The organism is Herbiconiux oxytropis (assembly GCF_024979315.1).
GTDB classification, from domain to species: Bacteria; Actinomycetota; Actinomycetes; order Actinomycetales; family Microbacteriaceae; genus Herbiconiux; species Herbiconiux oxytropis.
Map to the genome: position 1 here is coordinate 264,973 of NZ_JANLCK010000002.1, position 22,615 is coordinate 287,587.

The following is a 22,615-nucleotide window of genomic DNA, read 5'->3' on the forward strand; positions in this document are numbered from 1 at the left end:
GTGACCCGAGAACTCAAGCGCGTGAGCGTCGTCGTGTTCCTGATGTTCCTGACGCTGTTCGTCTCGACCACGATCATCCAGTACTTCCAAGCCGGCAACCTCGACGGCGACGCCCGCAACGCCCGCTCCATCTACGCCAGCTACGACACCGAGCGCGGCCCCATCCTCGTCGACGGCCAGCCGATCGCGCTCTCGGTGCCGACGACCGACGAGTTCAAGTACCAGCGCACCTACCCGGCCGGCCCGCTCTACAGCGCGGTCACGGGCTACTACACGCTCGGCCAGGGCTCGAGCCAGATCGAGCAGTCACTGGGCGACTACCTCTCGGGCACCTCCGACTCGCAGTTCCTCGACTACCTCAACCGCCTCGTCACGGGGCAGAACCCCCAGGGCGCCTCCGTCGAGCTCACGATCGACCCCGTACTGCAGCAGACCGCCTACGACGCCCTCGGCGACCAGCGCGGTGCCGTGGTGGCGATCGAGCCCGCGACCGGCAAGATCCTCGCCATGGTCTCCAAGCCCGACTACGACCCCAACTCCCTCGCGGTGCACGACACCCAGCAGGTCATCGACACCTACGACTCGCTGCTGGCCGCCGACGGCGATCCGCTCATCAACAAGTCGATCAACGCGCTTTACCCGCCCGGGTCGACCTTCAAGATCGTCACCACGGCTGCCGCCGTGCAGACGGCAGGCCTCGGCATCGACCACACCGAGCCGAACCTCGCGCGGCTCCCCCTCCCGGGCTCGAGCAACACCGTGAGCAACGCCGGCGGCGGCACCTGCGGGGGCGGCGACACCACCACGATCGCCACGGCCTTCGTGCTCTCCTGCAACATCCCGATGGCCGAGCTCGGCATGGAGATCGGCGAAGGCGCGCTCGGCGACATGGCGAACGCCTTCGGTTTCGGCGCCGAGCTCTCGGTGCCCATGGACGTCTCGGCGAGCCTGTACCCGCGCGGTCTCGACGACGCGCAGGTCGCCCTCTCGGCCTTCGGCCAGGGCAGCGACGTCGCCACGCCCCTCCAGATCGCGATGCTCTCGGCGGCCGTCGCCAACGGCGGCACGCTCATGACCCCCACGCTCGTCGACGAGATCCGGGCACCGGATCTGAGCGTGCTGGAGAGCTTCGAGGCGAAGGAGCTCGGCACCCCGCTGAGTTCGGTAACAGCTTCGACACTTTCCGCGCTGATGGTCGATGCCGTCGAGAGCGGCGCGGGGACTAATGCAAGAATAGACGGGGTCAGTGTGGCCGGTAAGACCGGCACCGCGGAGAACGGGGAGGGCGATCCCTACACCCTGTGGTTCACCGGTTTCGCTCCCGCGGAGAACCCTCGGGTCGCGGTCGCAGTGGTCGTGGAGGACGGCGGCGGACTGGGCCAGGACGGGACGGGGAACGAAGTGGCCGCACCGATCGCACAACGAGTACTAGAGGCGGGCTTGAACAGATGAGACCCACAGCAGGGGTGACCTTCGGGGGCCGGTACGAGCTGTCCAATCGCATCGCGATCGGCGGCATGGGCGAGGTCTGGCAGGCCACGGACCTCGTGATCGGGCGCACCGTCGCCATCAAGATCCTGAAGGACGAGTACCTGGGCGACCCGGGCTTTCTCGAGCGCTTCCGCGCCGAGGCCCGGCACGCCGCACTCGTCAACCACGAGGGCATCGCGAACGTCTTCGACTACGGCGAGGAGGAGGGCAGCGCCTACCTCGTGATGGAGCTCGTGCCCGGCGAGGCGCTCTCCACCATCCTCGAGCGCGAGCACGTGCTCTCGACCGACCGCGTGCTCGACATCGTCGCGCAGACCGCGCTCGCCCTGCAGGCGGCCCACGCCGCGGGCCTCGTGCACCGCGACATCAAGCCGGGCAACCTGCTCATCACGCCCGACGGCCGCGTCAAGATCACCGACTTCGGGATCGCGCGGATCGCCGACCAGGTGCCGCTCACGGCCACCGGTCAGGTGATGGGCACGGTGCAGTACCTCTCGCCCGAGCAGGCGAGCGGCCACCCCGCCTCCCCCACCACCGACATCTACTCGCTCGGCATCGTGGCCTACGAGTGTCTCGCGGGCAAGCGCCCGTTCACGGGTGAGTCGCAGGTCGCCATCGCGATGGCGCAGATCAACGAGACCCCGCCCGACCTCCCGGTCACGGTGGCGGAGCCCGTGCGCAACCTCGTGCTCTCCTGCATCGCCAAGAAGCCGGAGGACCGCCCGTCGTCGACCGGCAGCCTCGCGCGCGCCGCCATGGCTCTGCGCCGCGGAGACATCGCCTCGGCGGCCGCCGCCGTTCCGGCCGTGCTCGGCAACGAACCGCTGCCGCCCACCACGGCCACCCAGCTCATGCCGGCCCCGGGCTCCACCACCGAGGCCACTCAGCTGCTCTCCACCCCCGCCGCCGCAGCCGCGGCTCCGATCATCCCCACCGGCTCGCCTGCCACGCAGGTCGACGAGGCCGAGGAGGAGCCCAAGAAGCGCAGCGCCTGGACCTGGCCGCTCATCGTGCTCATCATCATCCTGGGCCTCGTGCTCGTGGGCACGATCGTGGCCCTCGTGCTGCAGAACACCGGCGGCAGCGCACCCGCCACCTCGACGCCCCCCACACAGACCTCCTCGACACCGACTCCGTCGGTCACTCCCTCGGTCCCGCCCACCTCGTCGGCCGTGCCGATCTCCGAGGCCGAGCTCCGCGGCAAGTCGTTCGACGAGGCGGCCGCCATCCTCTCGGAGAAGGGGCTCAGCGCAGCGCGCGTCGTCGGCAACGCGGCCCCATCCGCCGACCAGGTCGACTTCGTCTATCAGGCGACCCCGGTGGGCAATGTGCCGCCAGGCTCGACCATCTCGCTCACGGTCTACGGCGACGTCATCGTTCCGGATGCGCCCACCGCGGCCCCCACGGGCGGCACGGGCGTGGCCGACGGCGAGGTCGAGCCCGGTGGAACCTTCGTGGTCAACTGGACCTCGTACAGCTGCCCCTCCGGCACCACCCTCGACACCTACACGCTCGAGGCCACGAACGCCACGGTGACCATCGAGCCCGGCACGAGCCCCTCGGCCACCCTCGTGGCGCCGAGCGAGCCCGGTGCGAGCATCGAGATCCGCTACAGCGTCTCGTGCTCGGGTGCGGTCTCGGGCTTCTCGCCTTCGCTCACCCTGGTCACGTCGGAGGCTCCGGTCCCGAACCCCACCGTGACTCCCGCCGAGCAGGACTGACCGGGTGACTGACGACAACCGACTCCTCGCCGGAAGGTATCGCCTCGGCGAGCTCATCGGCCGAGGCGGCATGTCCAATGTCTACTCGGGCCGTGACGAGCGGCTCGGCCGCCAGGTCGCGATCAAGCTGCTCAAGTCGTCGCTCGCGGGAGACCCGATCTTCCGCACCCGTTTCCGCCAGGAGGCGCAGGCGGCCTCGCGCATGGCCCACCCCACGATCGTGCGCGTCTTCGACGCGGGCGAGGAGCGGGTGGCCGAAGCGGGCGGCTTCGAGGGCGTCGTGCCTTTCATCGTCATGGAGTTCGTCGAGGGCAAGCTGCTGAAAGACCTGATCCGCGAGGGTCCCGTCGACTCGGCCGAGGCGATCCGCATCACCGAGGGCATCCTGACCGCCCTCGAGTACTCGCACCGGGCGGGCGTGGTGCACCGCGACATCAAGCCGGGCAACGTCATGGTCACCCACGGCGGCCAGGTGAAGGTGATGGACTTCGGCATCGCCAGGGCCATCTCCGACTCCTCGGCCACGGTCGCGCAGACCACCGCGATCCTCGGCACCGCCCAGTACTTCTCGCCCGAGCAGGCGCGCGGCGAATCCGTCGACGCCCGCACCGACCTCTACTCCACGGGCGTCGTGCTGTTCGAGATGCTCACGGGAGAGCCGCCCTTCAAGGGCGAGACCCCCGTGGCGGTCGCCTACCAGCACGTCAGTGAGATGCCGGTCGCGCCCTCGAGCATCAATCCGCTCGTCTCGCCCGCCATCGACCAGGTGGTGCTGCACGCCCTCGCGAAGGACAGGTTCGCCCGGTTCCAGAGCGCTGTGGAGTTCCGCACCGACCTCGAGGTCGCCGGCGCCGGCAAGATCCCCTCGAAGCGCCTGCCGGCCGACGACTTCCAGTCGTCGCTGTTCGGCGCTCCTCCGAGCCTCGCCCAGGGCAGCGAGTCGGCCCTCACGCAGCTCGCAGGAGACGACGAGTACTCCGTGCGCACGCAGTCCCGCCCGCCCGTGGTGTGGATCTGGGCGGGCATCGCCTCGGTCGCCGTCATCCTGGTCGCCATCGTGTTCTGGGTGCTCACGCTCCAGCCCTCAGACGAGCTGCCCTCCATGTCGCGCGAGGTGCCGACGATGACGGGCCAGAGCTTCGATGCCGCAGATGCGACGCTGCAGCAGCTCGATCTCGTGACGGCCCGCTTCGACGAGTACCACGACACCATCCCCGAGGGCCAGGTGATCGACACCGACCCGCCCGCCGGCACCATCGTGAGCCCCGAGACGGTGATCGAGGTGCGCGTCTCCCTCGGGCGGCAGAGCGTGGCGGTGCCCGATCTCACCGGCCAGAACGTGGAGCAGGCCTCGGCCGCCCTCACGGGCGCGGGCTTCGTGGTGGGGCAGACGATCGTGGAGAACTCCCCCGACGTCTCGGCCGGCATCGTGCTCCGCACCGATCCTGCGAGTGCGACGCCCGCCTTCAATGGCGACACGATCGACCTGGTCGTCTCCAGCGGCATGGTGTCGGTTCCGGATGTCGCGGGTCAGCCCATCGACATCGCCGCCGAGACGCTCACCGCGCAGGCGAAGCTGCAGGTGCGGGTCGAGCAGGATCCGGGCTGCCCCGCGCAGCCCGCGAGCCCGGTCTCGTCGCAGTCGATCGCCGAGGGCGATGCCATGCAGGGCTCGGAGATCGTCATCCGCTACTGCACCGGTCCCGCCGCCTGACGAGGGGCCGAGGCCGCTTCCGCCGGTGAGCGGGCGGCCACGCCTGGTCAGACCGCGCGCAGCAGGGGGTTGAGGTGCGCCGCCCTCGCGGGGGCGTCGTCGAGACCGGCCACGGCGAGCCAGTTGCCGAGCATCGCGTAGCCGCCTTCGGTCAGCACCGACTCGGGGTGGAACTGCACGCCGAAGACGGGGGCGCTCACGTGCCGGAGGCCCATGATGACGCCGCCCTCGGTGCGCGAGGTCACCACGAGAGAGTCGGGCACCGTGCCGTCGACCACGGCGAGCGAGTGGTAGCGGGTAGCGGTGAAGCCGTCGGCCACACCGTCGTAGAACGCACTGCCGTCGTGGCGGATGACCGAGGTCTTGCCGTGCATGAGCTCGTCGGCGTGGGTGACGGTGGCCCCGAGGGCCTCTGCGATCGCCTGGTGGCCGAGGCACACGCCGAGCAGCGGGGTGCCCGACTCGAGCGCTGCGAGCACGACCGGGATCGAGACCCCCGCCTCCGAGGGCTTGCCCGGGCCGGGAGAGACGAGCACGGCGTCGTAGCCGCTGATCGTCGACGCCGCGTCGGCCGCATCGAAGGAGTCGTTCCGCACCACCTCGGTCTCGGCACCGAGCTGCTGGAGGTAGCCGTTCAGCGTGTAGACGAAGCTGTCGTAGTTGTCGACGACGAGAACCCTCGTCATTGCTCGACCGTCACGTCCTGCGCCGGCGTGGTGAGGTCGTCGATCCAGGGGAAGACCCAGGTGGCGAGTGCGAACAGCACCGCCGCCAGGAGCACGACGACGATCAGGATGCGCACCCAGATCGGTCCGGGCAGGATGCGCCACAAGGCTGCGTACATCGGTCAGGCTCCCACGATCGCGGCGATCTCGGCGGGCGCGCCGACCGATCGCGGTGTCCAGTCTGTCAGCACTCCGTAGGCGATGATGCGCTCGGAGGCGATGTAGAGGGGGTTGCAGCTCGTGAGCGTGATCAGGCGGTCGACCGGCGTCGCATCCGGAACCTGAGGCACGGGGTCGATCACGCCGACACCGAAGGGCGTGACGTACTCCGAGCTCCGGTAGGTGTAGGTGTACCAGCCGTCCTGCGTCTCGATGTAGACCTTGTCGCCGAGCTGCAGCTCATTGATCTTGAGGAACGGGCTGCCCCAGCCGTCGCGGTGGGCGGCGATCGCGAAGTTGCCCACCTCGCCGGGCATCTGCGAGTTCGAGTAGTGCCCGGCGCCGCCGTTGTTGAGCACGGCGCGCGGGTCGACACCCTCGGCGATGGTCTTCTTGAAGTCGGCACCGAAGCGCGGCACGTACATCACGGCGAAGCTCTCGGTGTTCTCGACGGCACCCATCACGGGCGGCTCGCCGTACGGCCAGGACGGTGCCAAAGCGGCCGGGTCGGTCGGAGTCACAGACGGCACCGGCGTGGCCGACGGCGCACTCGTGGCCCAGCCCGCGGCGAGGTCGTTCGCATCCGAAGCCTGCTGGTTGTTGAGCATGATGCCGTTGAGCGAGAACTGCCAGCCGAGGAACAGCAGCACGAGCACACCCGCCGTGATGAGCAATTCGCCGAACACGCCGACCACGCGCGACCCGATGCTGCGCTTCTTGCGACGGGGCCGGCGCAGGTCGGCGTCACCGGCAGGCTCCGCTTCGGCCTGGGCGCGACGGGCAGCCTTCCGCGACGGAACCGGCTCAGCGGCATCGCCGTCGTCGGCCCTCAAGGCCGCGAAGGGGTCATCGTCCTGCTGCTCGGTCATGGGTCAATCCTAGAATGCCCTGGCTGGGGAGCCGCCCCGAGTTACGGCCTGTGGAGAACCTGTGGACAACCGGTGGAGAACCCGTCGGCAAAGCCCGTTAGAATCGTCGGCATGGCTCGAGACAAAGATACTTCGACGGACGTCGCCCGCCGCACACGAGAGGTTCAGCGCTCGAACCGCGACGACTCGTCGTCGAACAACCCGAACCCGGTCTGGTTCAAGCCCGTCATGTTCGGGTTCATGCTCGTCGGCCTGCTCTGGATCATCGTCTTCTACGTCAGCCAGGGCCAGTTCCCCATCCCGGACCTGCAGAGCTGGAACATCCTGATCGGGTTCGGCATCGCCTTCATCGGCTTCATCATGACGACCCGCTGGCGCTAATTACACGGCTGTAATTATCCCCAATGTGGAAACATCTGTGGATAAGTCCACAGTTGTGGACAAGCCTGTGGAGAACTAGCCGGCGGGCCCTCAGAGCGCAGCGGGGATGAGCACGGCACCGGCCGTCGTGATGGCCACGAGCCCCGTCGCCACGGCCCCCACCAGCACGATCTGCAACCTCTTCTGCCGGACGCGGCGAGTGCGCACGTAGACGAGCGCCACCAGCGCGCCGGCGATGAGTCCGCCGACGTGTGCCTGCCACGAGATCCCCGGCACGATGAACCCGTACGCCAGGTTGATGGCCACGAGGATCAGAAGCTGCACGCTGCTGCCGCCGAGGTGACGGTTGATCACGAAGAACGCGCCCATGAGGCCGAAGATGGCCCCGGATGCCCCCACCACGGCCTGGTTCGGGGCATCCAGCAGCAGCACGGCCACGGATCCGCCGAATCCGGAGATGAGGTAGAGCGCGATGTAGCGCCAGCGCCCGAGCCCTCGCTCGAGCGCACTGCCGAAGATGAACAGCGTGTACATGTTCAGCAGCACGTGGAAGATCCCGCCGTGCACGAACGCCGCGGTGATCATGCGCCAGGGCTCGAACGGCACGCCGGGGATCGGCATGACGTAGAGCGGCGCGAACTGGAGCGCCGATGTCACGGTGCCCCCGATGACGGGAAGCGACTGCAGGGCGAAGACCACGAGGCAGAGCGCGATGATGGCGTAGGTGACGACGGGCGCCTCCGACCCCGTCAGGTTGCGGAGGAACGCCGGTCGCCCGCGGTTGACCTTCGGGGCCTCACGCCGGTCGCGGGCCGCGCACTCGACGCAGTGCACGCCCACGGCGGCCTGCACCGAGCACTCCGGGCACACCGTCCGGCCGCAGCGCTGGCACAGGATGTAGCTCTGGCGCTCCGGATGGCGGTAGCAGAAGTTGTCCCGGGAATCCGGAGCGGTGGTCATCGGCTGCTCGGCGAGAGGTCAGGCGGAGGGGGTCAGACCGCCTCGATGGTGACGCTCTCGAGGACGACCTCATCCAGCGGACGGTCGTAGGCGTCGGTAGCGAGACCGGCGAGCTTGTCGACGATGCGCTTGGAGGCGTCGTCGGCCACGGCGCCGAAGATGGTGTGCTTGCCCTGGAGCCACGTGGTGGGGCCCACGGTGATGAAGAACTGCGAGCCGTTGGTGCCCTTGCCGCCCTGCACGCCGGCATTCGCCATGGCGAGGATGTAGGGCTCGGTGAAGTCGAGCTCGGGGTTGATCTCGTCGTCGAACTTGAAGCCAGGGCCGCCGGTGCCGTTGCCGAGCGGGTCGCCGCCCTGGATCATGAAGCCGGGGATGATGCGGTGGAACACACTGCCGTCGTAGAGGGGAGCCGACGTCGACTGGCCGTTCTTCGGGTCGGTCCACTCGAGCTCACCCGTGGCGAGGCCGACGAAGTTCTTGACGGTCTTCGGAGCGTGGTGACCGTAGAGGTTCACCACGATCGGGCCGTGGTTGGTGGTGAGAGTGGCGACGTGGGTGTGTACGGGCATGGGTCGATTCTGTCACACCGTGCATGCGCTTCCAGTGAAGCTCCAGCGTATGTGGAGTGGATGGTCAGTGCCGTGGCCTACTGCACCGCCGCTATGCGTGCCAAGATGAGATCGTCCGTGCTCTCGCCGATGGAGGTTTCCCATGAGTCTTACCCGTAAGCGTCGCAAAGCGCTGAAGCGTCTGAAGGGAAACGCTGAAGACCTGTGGGTCGATCAGCATGATGTCCTCGACCGTGCAAACGCGATCCTGCGTGAGGCCGCCAAGCAGGCGAGCTTCCTCACCGACGAGGAGGTCAAGCCCCGCGTCAAGTCCGCCGTGGGTGCCGTGGCCCCGACGGTGAGCCGCAAGGTCGCCGAGGTGAAGGTGGCCGGCGAGACCGTGAAGCGCCAGTTCGCCTCCGACGTGCTGCCGGCCCTCGCCGGCACCATCGGCTCCGCTGCTGCCGTGCTGCAGTCCAAGAACAACCCCGAGCTGCTGAAGCAGGCGGGCAAGAAGGCCGGCAAGGCCGCCAAGGCTCTGCAGAAGCAGACCCCGCGTTCGGCGGGCTCCACCGTGGGCCTCGTCTTCGTGGTGAGCCTCGGTGTGGTCACCGCCGTGGGAGTCGGGTACGCCCTGTGGCAGACCCTGCGCGCCGACGACGAGCTGTGGATCGCCGACGAAGACCCCGAGCCCGAGACCAATCCCGAGAGCTGATCTCGCCGCTCACGGAGAAGGCCCCGCACCTATCAGGTGCGGGGCCTTCTCTCTGATCCCAGCCATTCATGACGTCGTGGATGCGTGTACGCATCCACGACCATGAACACGTGGAGCCTGGGAGAATCGAACTCCCGACATCCTGCTTGCAAAGCAGGCGCTCTACCAACTGAGCTAAGGCCCCCCATGGGGCCGGAGCCCTTGGGAGATTTCTTGTGGATCTCTCGTGGGGTTACAAGGACTTGAACCTTGGACCTCTTCGTTATCAGCGAAGCGCTCTAACCGCCTGAGCTATAACCCCGTTTTTTGACCAGAGACGAGACTACCTTACGGAGGCCCTGTTCTGCCAATCGGCCCTACTTGTTGGTGAAGCCGAGCATGATGCCGCCCGTGATGCGCACGGCGAGGTTGTACAGCGCCGCCCCGATCGCACCCAGGGCGGTGATGACGATGACGTTCAGAACGCCCACCACCACCGAGAAGCCCATGACCTGCGGAAGCGACGCGAAGTCGAACAGGTCGAAGTTGTTCGCACCGGCGATGTCCTGCAGCAGCGTGTTGACGGAGTCGAACACGCCGGTCTGGTTGAGCACCGACCAGACGAGGAAGCTGGCGACCACGGTCACGATGCCGAGGATGATCGCGAGAAGGAAGGAGATCTTCAGCACCGACCAGAAGTCGATGTAGACCAGCTTGAGGCGGACCTGCTTGGTGGTGGCGACCCGTGCGGTCTTCTTCGCGAATTTGTCGCCAAGATTACTCATCCGTCGTTACGTCCTCTCCAGGAGCGGCGGAGGTCTCAGCCTCGATGGCTTCGAGCTCCGATTCCAGGTTGCGTTCGGTGTTCTTCGCCACCGCGATGATGCGATCGTCGTCCGCGAAGCGAGCGAAGACCACGCCCATCGTGTCGCGTCCCTTGGCCGGTACTTCGGCCACGGCAGAGCGTACCACCTTGCCACTGGCAAGAACCACAAGGACCTCGTCGTCCTCGCCGACGATGAGCGAGCCGATCAGATCGCCCCGCGCATCCTGGAGCTTCGCGACCTTGATGCCGAGGCCGCCACGGCCCTGCACGCGGTACTCCTCGACCGAGGTGCGCTTGGCGTAGCCGCCCTCGGTCACGATGAACACGAAGCCCTCGTCCGAGACGACGGAGGCGCCCTGCAGCGCGTCGTCGCCGCGGAACTTCATGCCGATCACACCGGAGGTGGCCCGGCCCATCGGCCGCAGCGCCTCGTCGGTGGCCGTGAAGCGGATCGACATGCCCTTCTTCGACACGAGCAGCAGGTCGCTGTCCTCCTCCACGAGGAGGGCGGAGACGAGCGCGTCGTCGTCGCGCAGGTTGATGGCGATGATGCCACCCGAGCGGTTGGTGTCGTACTCCGTCAGGGCGGTCTTCTTCAGGAGCCCCTCGCGGGTGGCGAGCACGAGGTACTTGGCCACCTTGTAGTCGCGGATGTCGAGGATCTGCGTGATCTGCTCATCCGGAGCGAGCGCCAGCAGGTTGGCCACGTGCTGGCCCTTCGCGTCGCGGCCGGCCTCCTGCAGCTCATAGGCCTTGGCGCGGTAGACCCGCCCCCGGTCGGTGAAGAACAGCAGCCAGTGGTGCGTGGTGGTCACGAAGAAGTGCTCCACCACGTCGTCTGCCCGCAGCTGTGCGCCCTTGACGCCCTTGCCGCCGCGGTGCTGCGAGCGGTAGTTGTCGCTCCGCGTGCGCTTGACGTAGCCGCCGCGGGTGACGGTGACCACCATCTCCTCCTCGGGGATGAGGTCTTCCATGTTCATGTCGCCGTCGAAGCCGAACATGATCTCGGTGCGCCGGTCGTCGCCGAACTTGTCGGCGATCTCGCTGAGCTCCTCGATGATGATCTCGCGCTGGCGGGCGGGAGACCCGAGGATCGCGTTGTACTCGTCGATCTTCAGCTGGAGGTCCTCGGCCTCCTGCTGGATCTTCTGCCGCTCGAGCGCGGCCAGGCGGCGCAGCTGGAGCTCGAGGATGGCGCGGGACTGCAGCTCGTCGATCGACAGCAGCTCCATCAGTCCGTCGCGAGCCTCCTCCACGGTGGGCGAGCGGCGGATGAGGGCGATCACCTCGTCGAGGGCGTCGAGGGCCGCGAGGTAGCCGCGCAGGATGTGCATGCGGGCCTCGGCCTCGCGCAGGCGGAACCGGGTGCGGCGCACGATGACGTCGATCTGGTGCGCCACCCACTCGGTGATGAAGCCGTCGAGCGGGAGGGTGCGCGGGATGCCGTCGACGATCGCGAGCATGTTGGCGCCGAAGTTGTCCTGCAGCTGGGTGTGCTTGTAGAGGTTGTTGAGCACGACCTTGGCCACCGCGTCGCGCTTCAGCACGATCACGAGGCGCTGACCGGTGCGGCCCGAGGTCTCGTCACGGATGTCGGCGATGCCGGCGAGCTTGCCGTCTTTCACGAGGTCGGCGATCTTGATGGCGAGGTTGTCGGGGTTCACCTGGTACGGCAGCTCGGTGACCACGAGGCAGGTGCGGCCCTGCAGCTCCTCCACGCTCACGACGGCGCGCATCGTGATGGATCCACGGCCGGTGCGGTAGGCGTCCTGGATGCCCTTGGTGCCGAGAACCTGGGCTCCCGTCGGGAAGTCGGGTCCCTTGATCCGCTCCATCAGCGCCTCGAGGAGCTCCTCGCGGTCGGCCTCGGGGTTCTGGAGGTACCAGATGGCACCGGCGGCGACCTCGCGCAGGTTGTGCGGCGGGATGTTGGTGGCCATGCCCACCGCGATGCCGACCGATCCGTTCACCAGGAGGTTCGGGAACCGGGCGGGCAGCACGACGGGCTCGAGGGTGCGGCCGTCGTAGTTGTCCTGGAAGTCGACGGTCTCTTCCTGGATGTCGCGCACCATCTCGAGCGCGAGTGGAGCCATCTTGGTCTCGGTGTACCGCGGGGCGGCCGCTCCGTCGTTGCCGGCCGAGCCGAAGTTGCCCTGGCCGAGGGCGAGCGGGTAGCGCAGGCTCCAGGGCTGGATGAGGCGCACGAGGGCGTCGTAGATCGACGAGTCGCCGTGCGGGTGGAACTGCCCCATCACCTCGCCGACGACGCGCGCCGACTTCGAGAAGGCGCGGTCGGGCCGGTAGCCGCCGTCGTACATCGCGTAGATCACACGGCGGTGCACGGGCTTGAGGCCGTCGCGCACGTCGGGCAGGGCGCGGCCCACGATCACGCTCATGGCGTAGTCGAGGTAGGAGCGCTGCATCTCGAGCTGCAGGTCGACCTGTTCGATGCGGTCGACCATGGCACCGGAGGAGTCGGGGGCCTGCCCGAGGTCACCGGGCGTTGCGTCCGCGAACTCCGGAGTGGTGTCGTCTGTCATGTCTGAATGTCAGTCTCTGTCGGTGATCAGATGTCGAGGAAGCGAACGTCTTTGGCGTTCTTCTGGATGAAGTTGCGGCGCGATTCGACGTCCTCACCCATGAGGGTGGAGAAGATCTCGTCGGCGGCGGCGGCATCGTCCAGGGTGATCTGGCGCAGGGTCCTCGTGTCCGGGTCCATCGTGGTGTCCCACAGCTCGCGGTAGTCCATCTCGCCGAGGCCCTTGTAGCGCTGGATCCCGTTCTCCTTCGGGATGCGCTTGCCGGCGGCCTGGCCGTCGACGAGCAGCGCGTCGCGCTCGGCATCGGAGTAGACGTACTCGTGCGGCGAGTTCGACCACTTGAGCCGGTAGAGCGGCGGCATGGCGAGGTAGACGTAGCCGAGCTCGATGAGCGGCCGCATGTAGCGGAACACCAGTGTCAGCAGGAGCGTCGTGATGTGCTGGCCGTCGACGTCGGCATCGGCCATCAGCACGATCTTGTGGTACCTGGCCTTCTCGGGGTTGAAGTCCTCGCCGATGCCGGCGCCGAAGGCCGTGATCATGGCCTGCACCTCGGCGTTGCCGAGCGCGCGGTCGAGGCGTGCCTTCTCCACGTTGAGGATCTTGCCCCGGAGCGGCAGGATCGCCTGCGTCTCGGGGTTCCGGCCCTGGATGGCGGAGCCGCCGGCCGAGTCGCCCTCCACGATGAAGATCTCGCTGCGGGCGGGGTCGCGGCTCGAGCAGTCCTTGAGCTTGCCTGGCATGCCGCCGCCCTCGAGCAGGCCCTTGCGGCGGGTCTGCTCGCGCGCCTTCCGGGCGGCGAGGCGGGCCTGCGAGGCCTGGATGGCCTTCCGGATGATGTCGCGCGCCTGCACGGGGTTGCGATCGAACCAGTCGGTGAGCTCGGTGCCCACCACGCGCTGCACGAACGCCTTCGCTTCGGTGTTGCCGAGCTTGGTCTTCGTCTGGCCCTCGAACTGCGGCTCGGCGAGCTTGATCGAGATGACGGCGGTGAGACCCTCGCGCACGTCGTCGCCGGAGAGGTTCTCGTCCTTCTCCTTGATGATGTTCTTCTCGCGCGCGTACTTGTTCACGAGGGTCGTGAGCGCCGCACGGAAGCCCTCCTCGTGCGTGCCTCCCTCGTGCGTGTTGATGGTGTTCGCGTAGGTGTGCACGCTCTCGTTGTAGGCGGTCGTCCACTGCATCGCGACCTCGAGAGCGATCTTCCGCTCGGTGTCCTCCTGCTCGAACGAGATGATCTCCTCGTTGACGAGCTCGGCCTTCTTCGAGCGGTTGAGGTACTCCACGTAGTCCTTGAGGCCGTTCTCGTAGAGGTAGGTGACCGTGGTCTCCCCCACCGACTCCTCCTCACCGAGCCCGGCGTCGCGACCGCGCTCGTCGGTGAGCTTGATGGCGAGGCCCTTGTTGAGGAAGGCCATCTGCTGGAAACGCGCGCGGAGGGTCTCGTAGTCGAACTCGACGGTCTCGAAGATCTCCTTGCTCGGCCAGAAGGTGATCCGCGTGCCCGTCTCGGTCGTCGACTCGCCCTTCTCGAGCGGCGCCTGGGGCACACCGATCCTGTAGCTCTGGCGGTAGACGCTGCCCTGGCGGCGCACCTCCACGTCGAGCTCGCTCGACAGCGCGTTGACCACGGAGGAGCCCACGCCGTGCAGGCCTCCCGAGACCGCATAGCCTCCTCCGCCGAACTTGCCACCCGCGTGCAGGATCGTCAGCACGACCTCGACGGTCGACTTCTTCTCGACCGGGTGGATGTCGACGGGGATGCCTCGACCGTCGTCGGTGACGGTGATCCCCCCGTCTTTGCGCATGACGACCTCGATGTGCGTCGCGTAGCCGGCGAGAGCTTCGTCGACCGAATTGTCGACGATCTCGTACACAAGGTGGTGCAGCCCTCGGGGGCCCGTCGATCCGATGTACATGCCCGGGCGCTTGCGCACCGCTTCGAGGCCTTCAAGAACCTGGATCTGGTCCGCGCCGTACTCGTTGTCAGGGTGGACCTTGTCCGATTCAGACATATGGAAATGTGCTCCTCAGTGTCGCGCCCACCGGCCGGGCAGGCGACCCTTAATTCTATCAAACCCGGGGGTCGATTCCGCGCTCATATGCCCCGCTGTGGGGTTTATCTCGGTGCCGTGACCACATTTGCCCTGTCAACCGTAGGTATCGCGAGGGCCCCGCCCTGGAATCGATCTGGAGCCCCGTTTCCAGGAAGGGGCGTGGGGGGCTTCGAAGCGGATCGATTCGATGCCGGCCTCCGGGAACCGCTGGGCGATGGTCGTCATGATGAGCACGCGCATGTGCCGCAGCTGCGTGGCCCAGGCGGTCGAATCGCACTGCACCGTGAGCACGGCATCCGTGATGCCGATCGGGGTCGAGTGCTCGGCGGTCTCGGGGCCCGCGATCTCGGCCCAGGCCAGGAGCAGATCGGACTTCGCGAGCGACGAGGTCCAGCCGAGCTCTGACGAGAGGTTCGACATGACGTCGCCGAGGCCCTTCGGGTCACGGCCGACGCCGTAGGGCACGCTCGACTCGTCGTCCCCGCGGGCCCGCGACTTCTTCTGCCGCCAGCGTGCCGCGCGGGAGGTCGGGTCGCCGAACGCGGCCTTGAGGCGGAGATAGACGTCCTGCGACTCGGTCATGCGAGGTCCTCGGCGATCGTGCTGCTCTCCACGATCGTGCCGGCCTCGATGCGCACGGTGTGGGCGGTGAGTGCTTCAGGCACGTCCTCCAGCACCGCGGCGGTGATGAGCACCTGCTGGTAGTCCTTGACGGCATCTGCGAGCCGGCCGCGACGGCGCTGATCGAGCTCGGCGAACACGTCGTCGAGGATCACGACCGGGTCGCCCGTGGAGGAGTCGGCCCGCAGCAGTTCGGCGGAGGCGAGCTTGAGGGCGAGGGCGAACGACCACGACTCACCGTGGCTCGCGTAGCCCTTCGCCGGCAAGCCGTTGAGTGTGAGCAGAAGGTCGTCGCGGTGAGGGCCGACGAGGGTGATGGCGCGGTCGCGCTCGGCGCGGGCGACGCGCTCGAGGGCGGTGCGGAACGCGTCGGCGATCTCGGCGCGGCCGAGCATCGGGCGGGAGTCGCCGTTCCTCGTCGACTCACCCGGGGCATCCGCGTCGTCGTCTGCTTCCGGATGCGCGGCCAGGATGCTCAGCACCGCATCGAGAGCGGGTTCCTGATCGGAGCCGGCCACGCCCTGATAGGCCTCGCGCACGAAAGGCTCGAGAGAGGCCACGATGGCGAGCCGCTCGGTGATGATCTCGGAGCCCAGCTCGACGAGCCGTTCGTTCCAGAGCTCGAGGGTCGAGAGCTTCTCACTCCGGAGCCCCTGCGCGCGAGCCGACTTCAACAGCGCGTTCCGCTGCTTGAGCACCCGGTCGTAGTCGGCGAAGACCCCGAACAGCCGAGGCGACCTGGCGCCGAGCAGGGCGTCGAGGAAGCGGCGGCGGGTGGAGGGCTCACCGCGGACGAGCGCGAGATCCTCCGGCGCGAAGAGCACGGTGGAGACGTAGCGCGGGAGCTCCCGCGGCTTGATCGCCGCCCGGTTGACCTGCGCCCGGTTGGCCGAGGAGCGGTTGAGTTGCAGCTCCACGAGGAGCTCCCGGCCCTCGTGCTCGAGCCGCGCCCGCACGATCGCCGCATCCTGGCCCGCCCGGATCAGCGCCTGGTCGGTCGAGACCCGGTGCGATCCAAGCGTGGCGAGGTAGCCGAGCGACTCGACGAGGTTCGTCTTGCCCTGGCCGTTGCGCCCCACGAAGAGGTTCGCACCGGGTTCGAGAGCGACCTCGGCCGCCGCGTAGTTGCGGAAGTCGGTGAGGCTGAGGTGTCGGACGATCAAGCGGAGAGGAGGTCAGTCCAGTTCTTTGACCGCGTGGCCGCCGAACTGGTTGCGGAGCGCCGCGACGGCTTTCATGGAGGGGGAATCCTCCTGGCGCGAGACGAAGCGGGCGAAGATCGAGGCGCTGATGGCGGGCATCGGCACGGCGTTCTCAATGGCCTCCTCGAGGGTCCAGCGGCCCTCGCCGGAGTCTTCGACATAGCCCTGGATGTCGTGGAACTCGGGATCGGCCTCAAGGGCCCGCACGAGCAGCTCGAGCAGCCACGAGCGCACGACGGTGCCGCGCTGCCAGGCCTTGAAGGTGCCCGTGACGTCTTTGATGATGTCCTTCTTGGCATCCAGGAGCTCGTAACCCTCGGCGTAGGACTGCATGATCCCGTACTCGATGCCGTTGTGCACCATCTTCGCGTAGTGTCCGGCGCCCACCTCGCCCACGTGCACGAAGCCCTCGGCGCGCGGGCCCTCGGGGCGCAGGGCGTCGAAGACGGGCATGGCGCGCTCGACGTTCTCGGCGGTGCCGCCCACCATGAGCCCGTAACCGTTCTCGAGGCCCCAGACTCCGCCGGAGACGCCGGCATCCATGAACTGGATGCCCTTCGGGGCGAGGAACTCGGAGTGCTTGAAGTCCTCGGTGAACTTGGAGTTGCCGCCGTCGATGATGAGGTCGCCCTCGTCGAGCACCTCGGCGAGATCGTGGACGACGCCATCGGTGATGGCGCCGGCCGGCACCATGACCCAGACGATGCGGGGGGCGGGGAGCGCTGCGGCGAGGGCCTTGAGGTCGGGCACGTCGCTCACGGCGGGGTTGGTGTCGTAGCCGACCACGTCGATCCCGGCGTTCTTCAGCCGGGCGCGCATGTTGTTGCCCATCTTGCCCAGGCCGATGAGTCCGATGTTCATGACGTCTCCTTGTGGATTAGGTGTCAGCGTGACGTGGTGATCAGCGCAGCAGCAGGTTGGGCTGCAGCAGGTACTTGTAATCGTCCGATCCCGGCTGGTCCTTCGAGGACTGGCTCGTGATGAGCACGGGACCGGGTTTGTTGGGGTTGTCGGTCTTGGTGAAGGAGATCCGCACGAACTCGGAGTGCACGGCGCTCAGGCCGTCGAGGAGGAACTGCGGCTTGAGCGACACCACGGTGTCCTGCCCCGTGAGCAGGGCGTCGATCGACTCGGAGGCCTGCGCCTGCTCCGAGCCGATGGCCTCGAGGGTCACGCCGTCGATCGTGAACGTGAAGCGCAGTGCCGCCTCCCGTTCGAGCACGAGGCTGACGCGCTTCGTGGCCTCGATGAGGTCGGCGGTGTTGATGACGGCGTAGTTGTCGACGCTCTCGGGGAACAGTCGCTTCACGGGCGGGAAGTTGCCCTTGATGAGCAGCGTCGTCACGGTCTTCTTGTCGCTCTTGAAGGCGATCAACTCGCGGTCGTCGGTGTTGGTGATGGCCACCGAGATGGTACCGGCGTTGCCGAAGGTCTTGCCGACCTCCTGGAGCGTGCGGGCGGGCACGAGGGCCGTGGCGCTCGTGGTGCCGGAGTCGTTGGAATCCCAGTCGATGTTGCGCACCGCCACGCGATAGCGGTCGGTCGCCACGAGCGAGATGCTGTTCTCGGTCACCTCGAGCTGCACGCCTGTGATCACGGGGGTCACGTCGTCGCGCGATGCGGCGACGGCGACCTGCGAGACGGCCGCGGCGAACTGGTCGGCCGGGAGGAGGCCGGACTCGGCGCCCACCTGCGGGAGGGTCGGGTACTCCTCGACCGGCATGCTCAGCAGGGTGAAGCGCGCGGAGCCGCAGCTCACCACGATCCGGCCCTCTTCGGTGCTGAAGCGCACGGGAGCGTTGGGCAACCGGTTCGCGATGTCCGAGAGCAGCCGGCCGGAGACGAGGATGACGCCCTGCTCCTCCACGTCAGCTGCGATCTGCGTCTGAGCCGAGACCTCGTAGTCGAACGACGACAGGGTGAGACCGTCGTCGGTCGCCTGGATCAGCACTCCACTGAGGATCGGCAGCGTGGTGCGCTGAGGCAGGAGCTTCACGGCGAACGACACTGCTTCGCTGAAGACGTCTCGGTTTACTTGGAACTTCACGAAGTCACCTCTGTCGGCATTAGAGACCATGGGTCGGTTCATGTTATCGGGTGCAGCCCGCTCGATCCGGCCTGTCATTTCCGTCGAGGTTGTCGGATGCCCTCATTAAAGAATTAAGTCTTTAACGGTCTTAACCGCTGTGGATATGTGGATAAGTCTGTTTAAACCGCACCGAGTCGGAGAACTACACGACTGTGAGTTGTTGGCAGCGTGTGAATGGCATGTTCACGACGACCTCCCCCGTCTGAACGTCGTGTGAACCGTTCCACAAGCCGGGCCGTCTTGTCACCATTAATCGGCCCGTTTTCCACATGCTTTTCACAATCTGTGGAAAAGCCTGTCGGAAAGCACTCAGGAAGGCTCTCAGGCGCTCTTGTAGCGCTGGTTGTGCTTGATCCGGTTGGAGATCTCGGTGACCTGGTTGTAGATCGAGCGCTTCTCGGTCATGAGCTTGCCGATCTTGTTGTTGGCGTACATGACTGTGGTGTGGTCGCGGCCGCCGAACAGCTGTCCGATCTTCGGCAGCGACAGGCTCGTCATCTCCCGGCAGAGATACATGGCGATCTGTCGCGCCGTCGCGATCGCCTGCGAGCGGCTCGAGCCGTAGAGGTCGTCGACCGACAGCTTGAAGTACTCGGCGGTGTGGTTGATGATGTCGACCGGAGCGATGATGTTGTCGTCGTCGAGGGTGATGAGATCCTTCAGCACCGTCTGCACGAGGGACATGTCGACCGGCGTGCGGTTGAGGCTCGCGAACGCGGTGACGCGGATGAGCGTGCCCTCGAGCTCGCGCACGTTGCTCGAGACCTTCGTGGCCATGAACTCGAGGATGTCGTCGGGCACCCGGAGCCGTTCGCTCTGCGCCTTCTTGCGGAGGATCGCGATGCGGGTCTCGAGGTCGGGGGTCTGCACATCCGTGATGAGGCCCCACTCGAAGCGCGTGCGCATCCGGTCTTCGAATCCGGTGAGGTGCTTCGGCGGCAGGTCGCTCGTGATGACCACCTGCTTGTTGTGGTCGTGCAGGGTGTTGAAGGTGTGGAAGAAGGCCTCCTGCGTCTCGGCCTTGCCCTGCAGGAACTGGATGTCGTCGATCAGCAGCAGGTCGATGTCGCGGTAGCGGCTGTGGAACGCGGCACCGCGGTTGTTGGCGATCGAGTTGATGAAGTCGTTCGTGAACTCCTCCGAGCTCACGTAGCGCACGCGCACCCCGGGATAGAGGGAGATGGCGTAGTGGCCGATGGCGTGCAGGAGATGGGTCTTGCCGAGGCCGGAGTCGCCGTAGATGAAGAGGGGGTTGTAGGCCTTGGCCGGCGCCTCGGCCACCGCCACCGCAGCGGCGTGGGCGAAGCGGTTGGAGCCGCCGATCACGAAGTTGTCGAAGCTGTACTTGGGGTTGAGGCGGGTGTCGTTGTTGCGGAGCGGGCCGACCGTCTCCTGCATGGGAGGGGCCACGGTCTCGGAGTACTTCGTCTCGGGGTACATCGACTCCGGGAAAGAGGACTCGACGTAGCCGGCCTCACCCGGCACCGTCGGCTGCTCGCCGGTGACCGCCAGGGGCGCCGACTCGTAGGCGTCGACATCCGGGTTCACGACCACGGAGAAGTTCGTCACGTCCAGCCGGGGGCCGAGGGTGGCGAGCGCTGCCAGGAGAGCGGGTCGCACGCGCTGCTCGAGCATGTCGCGCGTGAAGTCGTTGGGCACCTCCAGGTAGAAAGAGCCGCCGAGGATGCCCTTGGGCACCACGAGACCGAGAAAACCTCTCAGCTGCGGAGTGATCCGCTCGTCTGTGGCGAGAACCTGGAGAACCGTTCGCCAGTTGTCTTCCGTCGAACCGGCATCCTCTGCCAATGGAACTCCTGTCGAACCCTGAATGCCGTCGAACTGATCGGTTCGACTCGTGCCGCGTCTGCGCCCCCGCCGGCTGTTAGTAACTGTAGGCAACTAAGCTAGCCACTGCCATGCCACAGGGCAAGTTCGCTGTATTGACGGCGTGCGTGTCGTACACAGGCATTCTCCACAGACTGTGGATAATTGATCCTCTGTGCTGATGGGTTTGACCCCGAGCGATTCAGGCCGTAGTTTTAATCAGTTGACTTGTGGCGATCTGCCACGCCCCCTACTTGACGACGGCCCTCCGCTGCTTCCGGCAGCCGGTTCGTCCGTCGGACACCGGAGAAGATTATGAGCAAGAGAACGTTCCAGCCGAACAACCGTCGTCGCGCCAAGGTGCACGGTTTCCGTCTGCGCATGCGCACTCGCGCGGGCCGCTCGATCCTGGCGGCTCGTCGCCGCAAGGGCCGCACCGAGCTCTCCGCCTAGAGCCTCCCGCCGAGCGGTGCTGGCCAAGCGCAATCGCATCACGCACGGCCGCGACTACCGCGGCACGGTGCGTCGGGGTGCGAAGTTCGTGGGCACCTGCACCGTCACCTACATTCGCGCATCCGACTCCTCGTCGGATGCGCGTTTCGGGTTCATCGTGTCGAAAGCCGTGGGTGTGGCCGTGGTGCGCAACCGGGTGCGCCGGAGACTGAAGGCCGCATCGTTCGCGCTGCTGCCGGCCGTCACTCCCGGGGTCGACGTCGTCGTGCGAGTGCTACCCCAAGCTGCGTCCCAGCCTTACGGCGTACTCTTCGAAGAACTCTCGCGCTCACTCACCAAAGGATCCGTACTCGCATGATGTCGACGGTGACCGCCGCGACTGCTCCGGTGCTCCCTGCGTGGGTCGCGATGATCCTCCTCCTGCCGCGCAACGTGGCCATCGTGCTGCTGCGTGGCTATCGCGCGGTGATCTCTCCTCTGTACGGCGATGTCTGCCGCTACTACCCGTCCTGTTCCTCTTATACCCTGCAGGCCATCCAGCAGCGGGGTCTCGTGGTGGGGAGCGGGCTCGGCATCTACCGGATCGTGCGCTGCCACCCCTGGGCGAAGGGCGGCGTCGACGACGTGCCGGCCGTGCGCCGCCAGAAGTACCGGCTCACGCCGTTCGGTTTCGTCGTACCTGCAAGCAGCCACGGAAAGGGCTAGCCCCACACATGGAAATCCCCTTCATCGATACGATCCTCTGGCCCATCAAATGGGTCGTGGAACTGATCCTCGTGGCGTGGCACTGGCTGTTCACGGCCATCGGGCTCGACCCGGCTGCCGGACTGACCTGGGTGCTCTCCATCGTGGGGCTCGTCATCGTGGTGCGTGCCGCACTGATCCCGATCTTCGTGCGCCAGATCAAGAGTCAGCGCAAGATGCTCGAGGTCGCGCCCCAACTCAAGAAGATCCAGGACAAGTACAAGGGCAAGAAGGATCAGTTCTCGCGCGAGGCGATGTCTCGGGAGACCATGGAGCTCTACCGCAAGACGGGCACGAACCCGTTGGCGTCGTGCTTGCCCCTGCTCTTGCAGATGCCCATCTTCTTCAGCCTGTTCTCCGTGCTCAACAACGCTCAGCGGGGTCTGGCCGGTGTGGGCCCGCTCGACGCGACCCTCGGCAAGCAGTTCGGCGATGCCACGCTCTTCGGTGTCGCGCCCCTGCACGACACCTTCATCGGTGCATGGAATGCGGGCGGGCCCTGGCAGGTCATGCTCATCGCCGGGCTCATGGTCGTGCTCATGACGGCTTCGCAGTTCTACACGCAGCTGCAGATCATGTCGAAGAACCAGTCTCCCGAGGCCAAAGAGAGCCCGATGTACAAGCAGCAGCGCATCCTGCTGTACCTGCTCCCCCTCGTGTTCGTGTTCTCCGGTGTGGCGTTCCCGCTCGGCGTCATGTTCTACTGGCTCACCTCGAACTTCTGGACCATGGGTCAGCAGTTCATCGTCATCCGCAACATGCCCACGCCCGGCAGTGAGGCCGCCAAGGCCCGCGAGGCCCGCCTGGCGAAGAAGGGCAAGCTCGAACCGAAGAAGGGCGCTCCGGCGATCGAGGAGATCCCTGAGCCGCCGAAGCCGACTCAGCGCCAGCAGCCTGTGAACAAGAACCGGGCGAAGAAGCAAGGGGGAAAGAAGTGAGCAACGACGTGACGACGGACGAGAGTGCGGCGCTGAACGGCATCGCTGAGGGCGAC

General features: G+C 66.8%; 22 protein-coding genes and 2 tRNA genes. 9 read left to right on the plus strand and 15 right to left on the minus strand.

Features of this window, described 5'->3' with window-relative positions:
• Genes N1028_RS04335 through pknB form a run of 3 tightly spaced genes read left to right on the plus strand, consistent with a single transcriptional unit; the run spans window position 1 to window position 4,926 of the window.
• Complete coding sequence (locus N1028_RS04335) at window positions 1-1,452, plus strand: peptidoglycan D,D-transpeptidase FtsI family protein (RefSeq protein WP_259525595.1); 1,452 nt, start codon at window positions 1-3, stop codon at window positions 1,450-1,452.
• Complete coding sequence (locus tag N1028_RS04340) at window positions 1,449-3,212, plus strand: serine/threonine-protein kinase (protein WP_259525596.1); 1,764 nt, start codon at window positions 1,449-1,451, stop codon at window positions 3,210-3,212. The genes N1028_RS04335 and N1028_RS04340 overlap by 4 nt, the downstream gene beginning before the upstream one ends.
• Window positions 3,213-3,216: 4 nt before the next feature.
• Window positions 3,217-4,926 (plus strand): Stk1 family PASTA domain-containing Ser/Thr kinase, encoded by a 1,710-nt coding sequence (gene pknB, locus N1028_RS04345; protein WP_259525597.1) that lies wholly within the window; start codon window positions 3,217-3,219, stop codon window positions 4,924-4,926.
• Window positions 4,927-4,973: 47 nt separating this feature from the next.
• Here the strand turns inward: pknB and N1028_RS04350 are convergent, their stop codons facing one another.
• From N1028_RS04350 to N1028_RS04360, 3 genes are read right to left on the minus strand one after another with little or no spacing between them, the layout of a single operon-like run.
• Window positions 4,974-5,612: an anthranilate synthase component II gene (locus tag N1028_RS04350; RefSeq protein WP_259525598.1), complete on the minus strand. Its 639-nt coding sequence runs from the start codon at window positions 5,610-5,612 to the stop codon at window positions 4,974-4,976.
• Window positions 5,609-5,770 carry a hypothetical protein gene (locus tag N1028_RS04355; protein ID WP_259525599.1) on the minus strand — a complete coding sequence of 54 codons (162 nt, stop codon included), beginning with the start codon at window positions 5,768-5,770 and terminating at the stop codon, window positions 5,609-5,611. The genes N1028_RS04350 and N1028_RS04355 overlap by 4 nt, the downstream gene beginning before the upstream one ends.
• 3 nt (window positions 5,771-5,773) lie before the next feature.
• Window positions 5,774-6,679 (minus strand): class E sortase, encoded by a 906-nt coding sequence (locus N1028_RS04360; RefSeq protein ID WP_259525600.1) that lies wholly within the window; start codon window positions 6,677-6,679, stop codon window positions 5,774-5,776.
• Window positions 6,680-6,790: 111 nt separating this feature from the next.
• Here N1028_RS04360 and N1028_RS04365 point away from each other — a divergent pair, with 111 nt between their 5' ends.
• Complete coding sequence (locus N1028_RS04365) at window positions 6,791-7,060, plus strand: cell division protein CrgA (RefSeq protein WP_259525601.1); 270 nt, start codon at window positions 6,791-6,793, stop codon at window positions 7,058-7,060.
• Window positions 7,061-7,150: 90 nt separating this feature from the next.
• Here N1028_RS04365 and N1028_RS04370 read toward each other — a convergent pair whose 3' ends face one another.
• The gene (locus N1028_RS04370; RefSeq protein ID WP_259525602.1) at window positions 7,151-8,020 is read right to left on the minus strand and encodes a rhomboid family intramembrane serine protease; all 870 of its coding nucleotides are present in this window, start codon (window positions 8,018-8,020) and stop codon (window positions 7,151-7,153) included.
• 32 nt (window positions 8,021-8,052) lie between these two features.
• Window positions 8,053-8,592 carry a peptidylprolyl isomerase gene (locus N1028_RS04375; RefSeq protein ID WP_259525603.1) on the minus strand — a complete coding sequence of 180 codons (540 nt, stop codon included), beginning with the start codon at window positions 8,590-8,592 and terminating at the stop codon, window positions 8,053-8,055.
• Window positions 8,593-8,734: 142 nt separating this feature from the next.
• Here N1028_RS04375 and N1028_RS04380 point away from each other — a divergent pair, with 142 nt between their 5' ends.
• Window positions 8,735-9,286 carry a hypothetical protein gene (locus tag N1028_RS04380; RefSeq protein WP_259525604.1) on the plus strand — a complete coding sequence of 184 codons (552 nt, stop codon included), beginning with the start codon at window positions 8,735-8,737 and terminating at the stop codon, window positions 9,284-9,286.
• A gap of 111 nt (window positions 9,287-9,397) precedes the next feature.
• On the opposite strand, the gene N1028_RS04385 is transcribed toward N1028_RS04380, so the two are convergent.
• From N1028_RS04385 to dnaA, 10 genes are all read right to left on the minus strand, one after another.
• Window positions 9,398-9,470 (minus strand) — tRNA-Ala (locus tag N1028_RS04385).
• A 43-nt stretch (window positions 9,471-9,513) separates the two neighbouring features.
• Window positions 9,514-9,587: transfer RNA gene (locus N1028_RS04390), tRNA-Ile, on the minus strand.
• 55 nt (window positions 9,588-9,642) lie between these two features.
• Entirely contained in the window at window positions 9,643-10,050 is a 408-nt protein-coding gene (locus N1028_RS04395) for a DUF3566 domain-containing protein (RefSeq protein WP_259525605.1), read from the minus strand.
• Entirely contained in the window at window positions 10,043-12,631 is a 2,589-nt protein-coding gene (gene gyrA / locus N1028_RS04400; protein WP_375163449.1) for a DNA gyrase subunit A, read from the minus strand. Before gyrA ends, N1028_RS04395 begins: the two co-directional genes overlap by 8 nt.
• Before the next feature lie 26 nt (window positions 12,632-12,657).
• Window positions 12,658-14,646, minus strand: a complete 1,989-nt coding sequence (gene gyrB, locus N1028_RS04405; protein ID WP_259525606.1) for a DNA topoisomerase (ATP-hydrolyzing) subunit B — start codon at window positions 14,644-14,646, stop codon at window positions 12,658-12,660.
• A 135-nt stretch (window positions 14,647-14,781) separates the two neighbouring features.
• Window positions 14,782-15,270, minus strand: coding sequence for a DciA family protein (locus tag N1028_RS04410; RefSeq protein ID WP_259525607.1), 489 nt, complete (start codon window positions 15,268-15,270; stop codon window positions 14,782-14,784).
• Window positions 15,267-16,472 carry a DNA replication/repair protein RecF gene (recF, locus tag N1028_RS04415; RefSeq protein ID WP_259525608.1) on the minus strand — a complete coding sequence of 402 codons (1,206 nt, stop codon included), beginning with the start codon at window positions 16,470-16,472 and terminating at the stop codon, window positions 15,267-15,269. Before recF ends, N1028_RS04410 begins: the two co-directional genes overlap by 4 nt.
• 12 nt (window positions 16,473-16,484) lie before the next feature.
• A complete protein-coding gene (gene gnd / locus N1028_RS04420; RefSeq protein ID WP_259525609.1) occupies window positions 16,485-17,372 on the minus strand; it encodes a phosphogluconate dehydrogenase (NAD(+)-dependent, decarboxylating) in 888 nt (295 codons plus the stop codon).
• Window positions 17,373-17,412: 40 nt separating this feature from the next.
• Window positions 17,413-18,558 (minus strand): DNA polymerase III subunit beta, encoded by a 1,146-nt coding sequence (gene dnaN, locus N1028_RS04425; protein WP_259525610.1) that lies wholly within the window; start codon window positions 18,556-18,558, stop codon window positions 17,413-17,415.
• A 363-nt stretch (window positions 18,559-18,921) separates the two neighbouring features.
• Window positions 18,922-20,406: a chromosomal replication initiator protein DnaA gene (gene dnaA, locus N1028_RS04430; RefSeq protein ID WP_259525611.1), complete on the minus strand. Its 1,485-nt coding sequence runs from the start codon at window positions 20,404-20,406 to the stop codon at window positions 18,922-18,924.
• 333 nt (window positions 20,407-20,739) lie between these two features.
• Here dnaA and rpmH point away from each other — a divergent pair, with 333 nt between their 5' ends.
• From rpmH to yidC, 4 genes are read left to right on the plus strand one after another with little or no spacing between them, the layout of a single operon-like run.
• The gene (gene rpmH, locus N1028_RS04435; RefSeq protein WP_055823896.1) at window positions 20,740-20,877 is read left to right on the plus strand and encodes a 50S ribosomal protein L34; all 138 of its coding nucleotides are present in this window, start codon (window positions 20,740-20,742) and stop codon (window positions 20,875-20,877) included.
• A gap of 16 nt (window positions 20,878-20,893) precedes the next feature.
• Complete coding sequence (rnpA, locus tag N1028_RS04440) at window positions 20,894-21,235, plus strand: ribonuclease P protein component (RefSeq protein WP_259525613.1); 342 nt, start codon at window positions 20,894-20,896, stop codon at window positions 21,233-21,235.
• Entirely contained in the window at window positions 21,235-21,582 is a 348-nt protein-coding gene (yidD, locus tag N1028_RS04445) for a membrane protein insertion efficiency factor YidD (protein WP_375163451.1), read from the plus strand. The genes rnpA and yidD overlap by 1 nt, the downstream gene beginning before the upstream one ends.
• Before the next feature lie 14 nt (window positions 21,583-21,596).
• On the plus strand, window positions 21,597-22,559 hold the full coding sequence (gene yidC / locus N1028_RS04450; protein WP_259525896.1) for a membrane protein insertase YidC: 963 nt from the start codon (window positions 21,597-21,599) through the stop codon (window positions 22,557-22,559).
• Window positions 22,560-22,615 lie beyond the last annotated feature (56 nt).

Excerpts from the sequence above, each read along its gene's own strand:
- N1028_RS04340 (WP_259525596.1), top strand. The coding sequence starts at position 1,449 with ATGAGACCCACAGCAGGGGTGACCTTCGGGGGCCGGTACGAGCTGTCC.
- N1028_RS04350 (WP_259525598.1), bottom strand. The coding sequence starts at position 5,612 with ATGACGAGGGTTCTCGTCGTCGACAACTACGACAGCTTCGTCTACACG.
- N1028_RS04355 (WP_259525599.1), bottom strand. The coding sequence starts at position 5,770 with ATGTACGCAGCCTTGTGGCGCATCCTGCCCGGACCGATCTGGGTGCGC.
- N1028_RS04360 (WP_259525600.1), bottom strand. The coding sequence starts at position 6,679 with ATGACCGAGCAGCAGGACGATGACCCCTTCGCGGCCTTGAGGGCCGAC.
- N1028_RS04365 (WP_259525601.1), top strand. The coding sequence starts at position 6,791 with ATGGCTCGAGACAAAGATACTTCGACGGACGTCGCCCGCCGCACACGA.
- N1028_RS04370 (WP_259525602.1), bottom strand. The coding sequence starts at position 8,020 with ATGACCACCGCTCCGGATTCCCGGGACAACTTCTGCTACCGCCATCCG.
- N1028_RS04375 (WP_259525603.1), bottom strand. The coding sequence starts at position 8,592 with ATGCCCGTACACACCCACGTCGCCACTCTCACCACCAACCACGGCCCG.
- N1028_RS04380 (WP_259525604.1), top strand. The coding sequence starts at position 8,735 with ATGAGTCTTACCCGTAAGCGTCGCAAAGCGCTGAAGCGTCTGAAGGGA.
- N1028_RS04395 (WP_259525605.1), bottom strand. The coding sequence starts at position 10,050 with ATGAGTAATCTTGGCGACAAATTCGCGAAGAAGACCGCACGGGTCGCC.
- gyrA (WP_375163449.1), bottom strand. The coding sequence starts at position 12,631 with ATGACAGACGACACCACTCCGGAGTTCGCGGACGCAACGCCCGGTGAC.
- gyrB (WP_259525606.1), bottom strand. The coding sequence starts at position 14,646 with ATGTCTGAATCGGACAAGGTCCACCCTGACAACGAGTACGGCGCGGAC.
- N1028_RS04410 (WP_259525607.1), bottom strand. The coding sequence starts at position 15,270 with ATGACCGAGTCGCAGGACGTCTATCTCCGCCTCAAGGCCGCGTTCGGC.
- gnd (WP_259525609.1), bottom strand. The coding sequence starts at position 17,372 with ATGAACATCGGACTCATCGGCCTGGGCAAGATGGGCAACAACATGCGC.
- rpmH (WP_055823896.1), top strand. The coding sequence starts at position 20,740 with ATGAGCAAGAGAACGTTCCAGCCGAACAACCGTCGTCGCGCCAAGGTG.
- yidD (WP_375163451.1), top strand. The coding sequence starts at position 21,235 with ATGTCGACGGTGACCGCCGCGACTGCTCCGGTGCTCCCTGCGTGGGTC.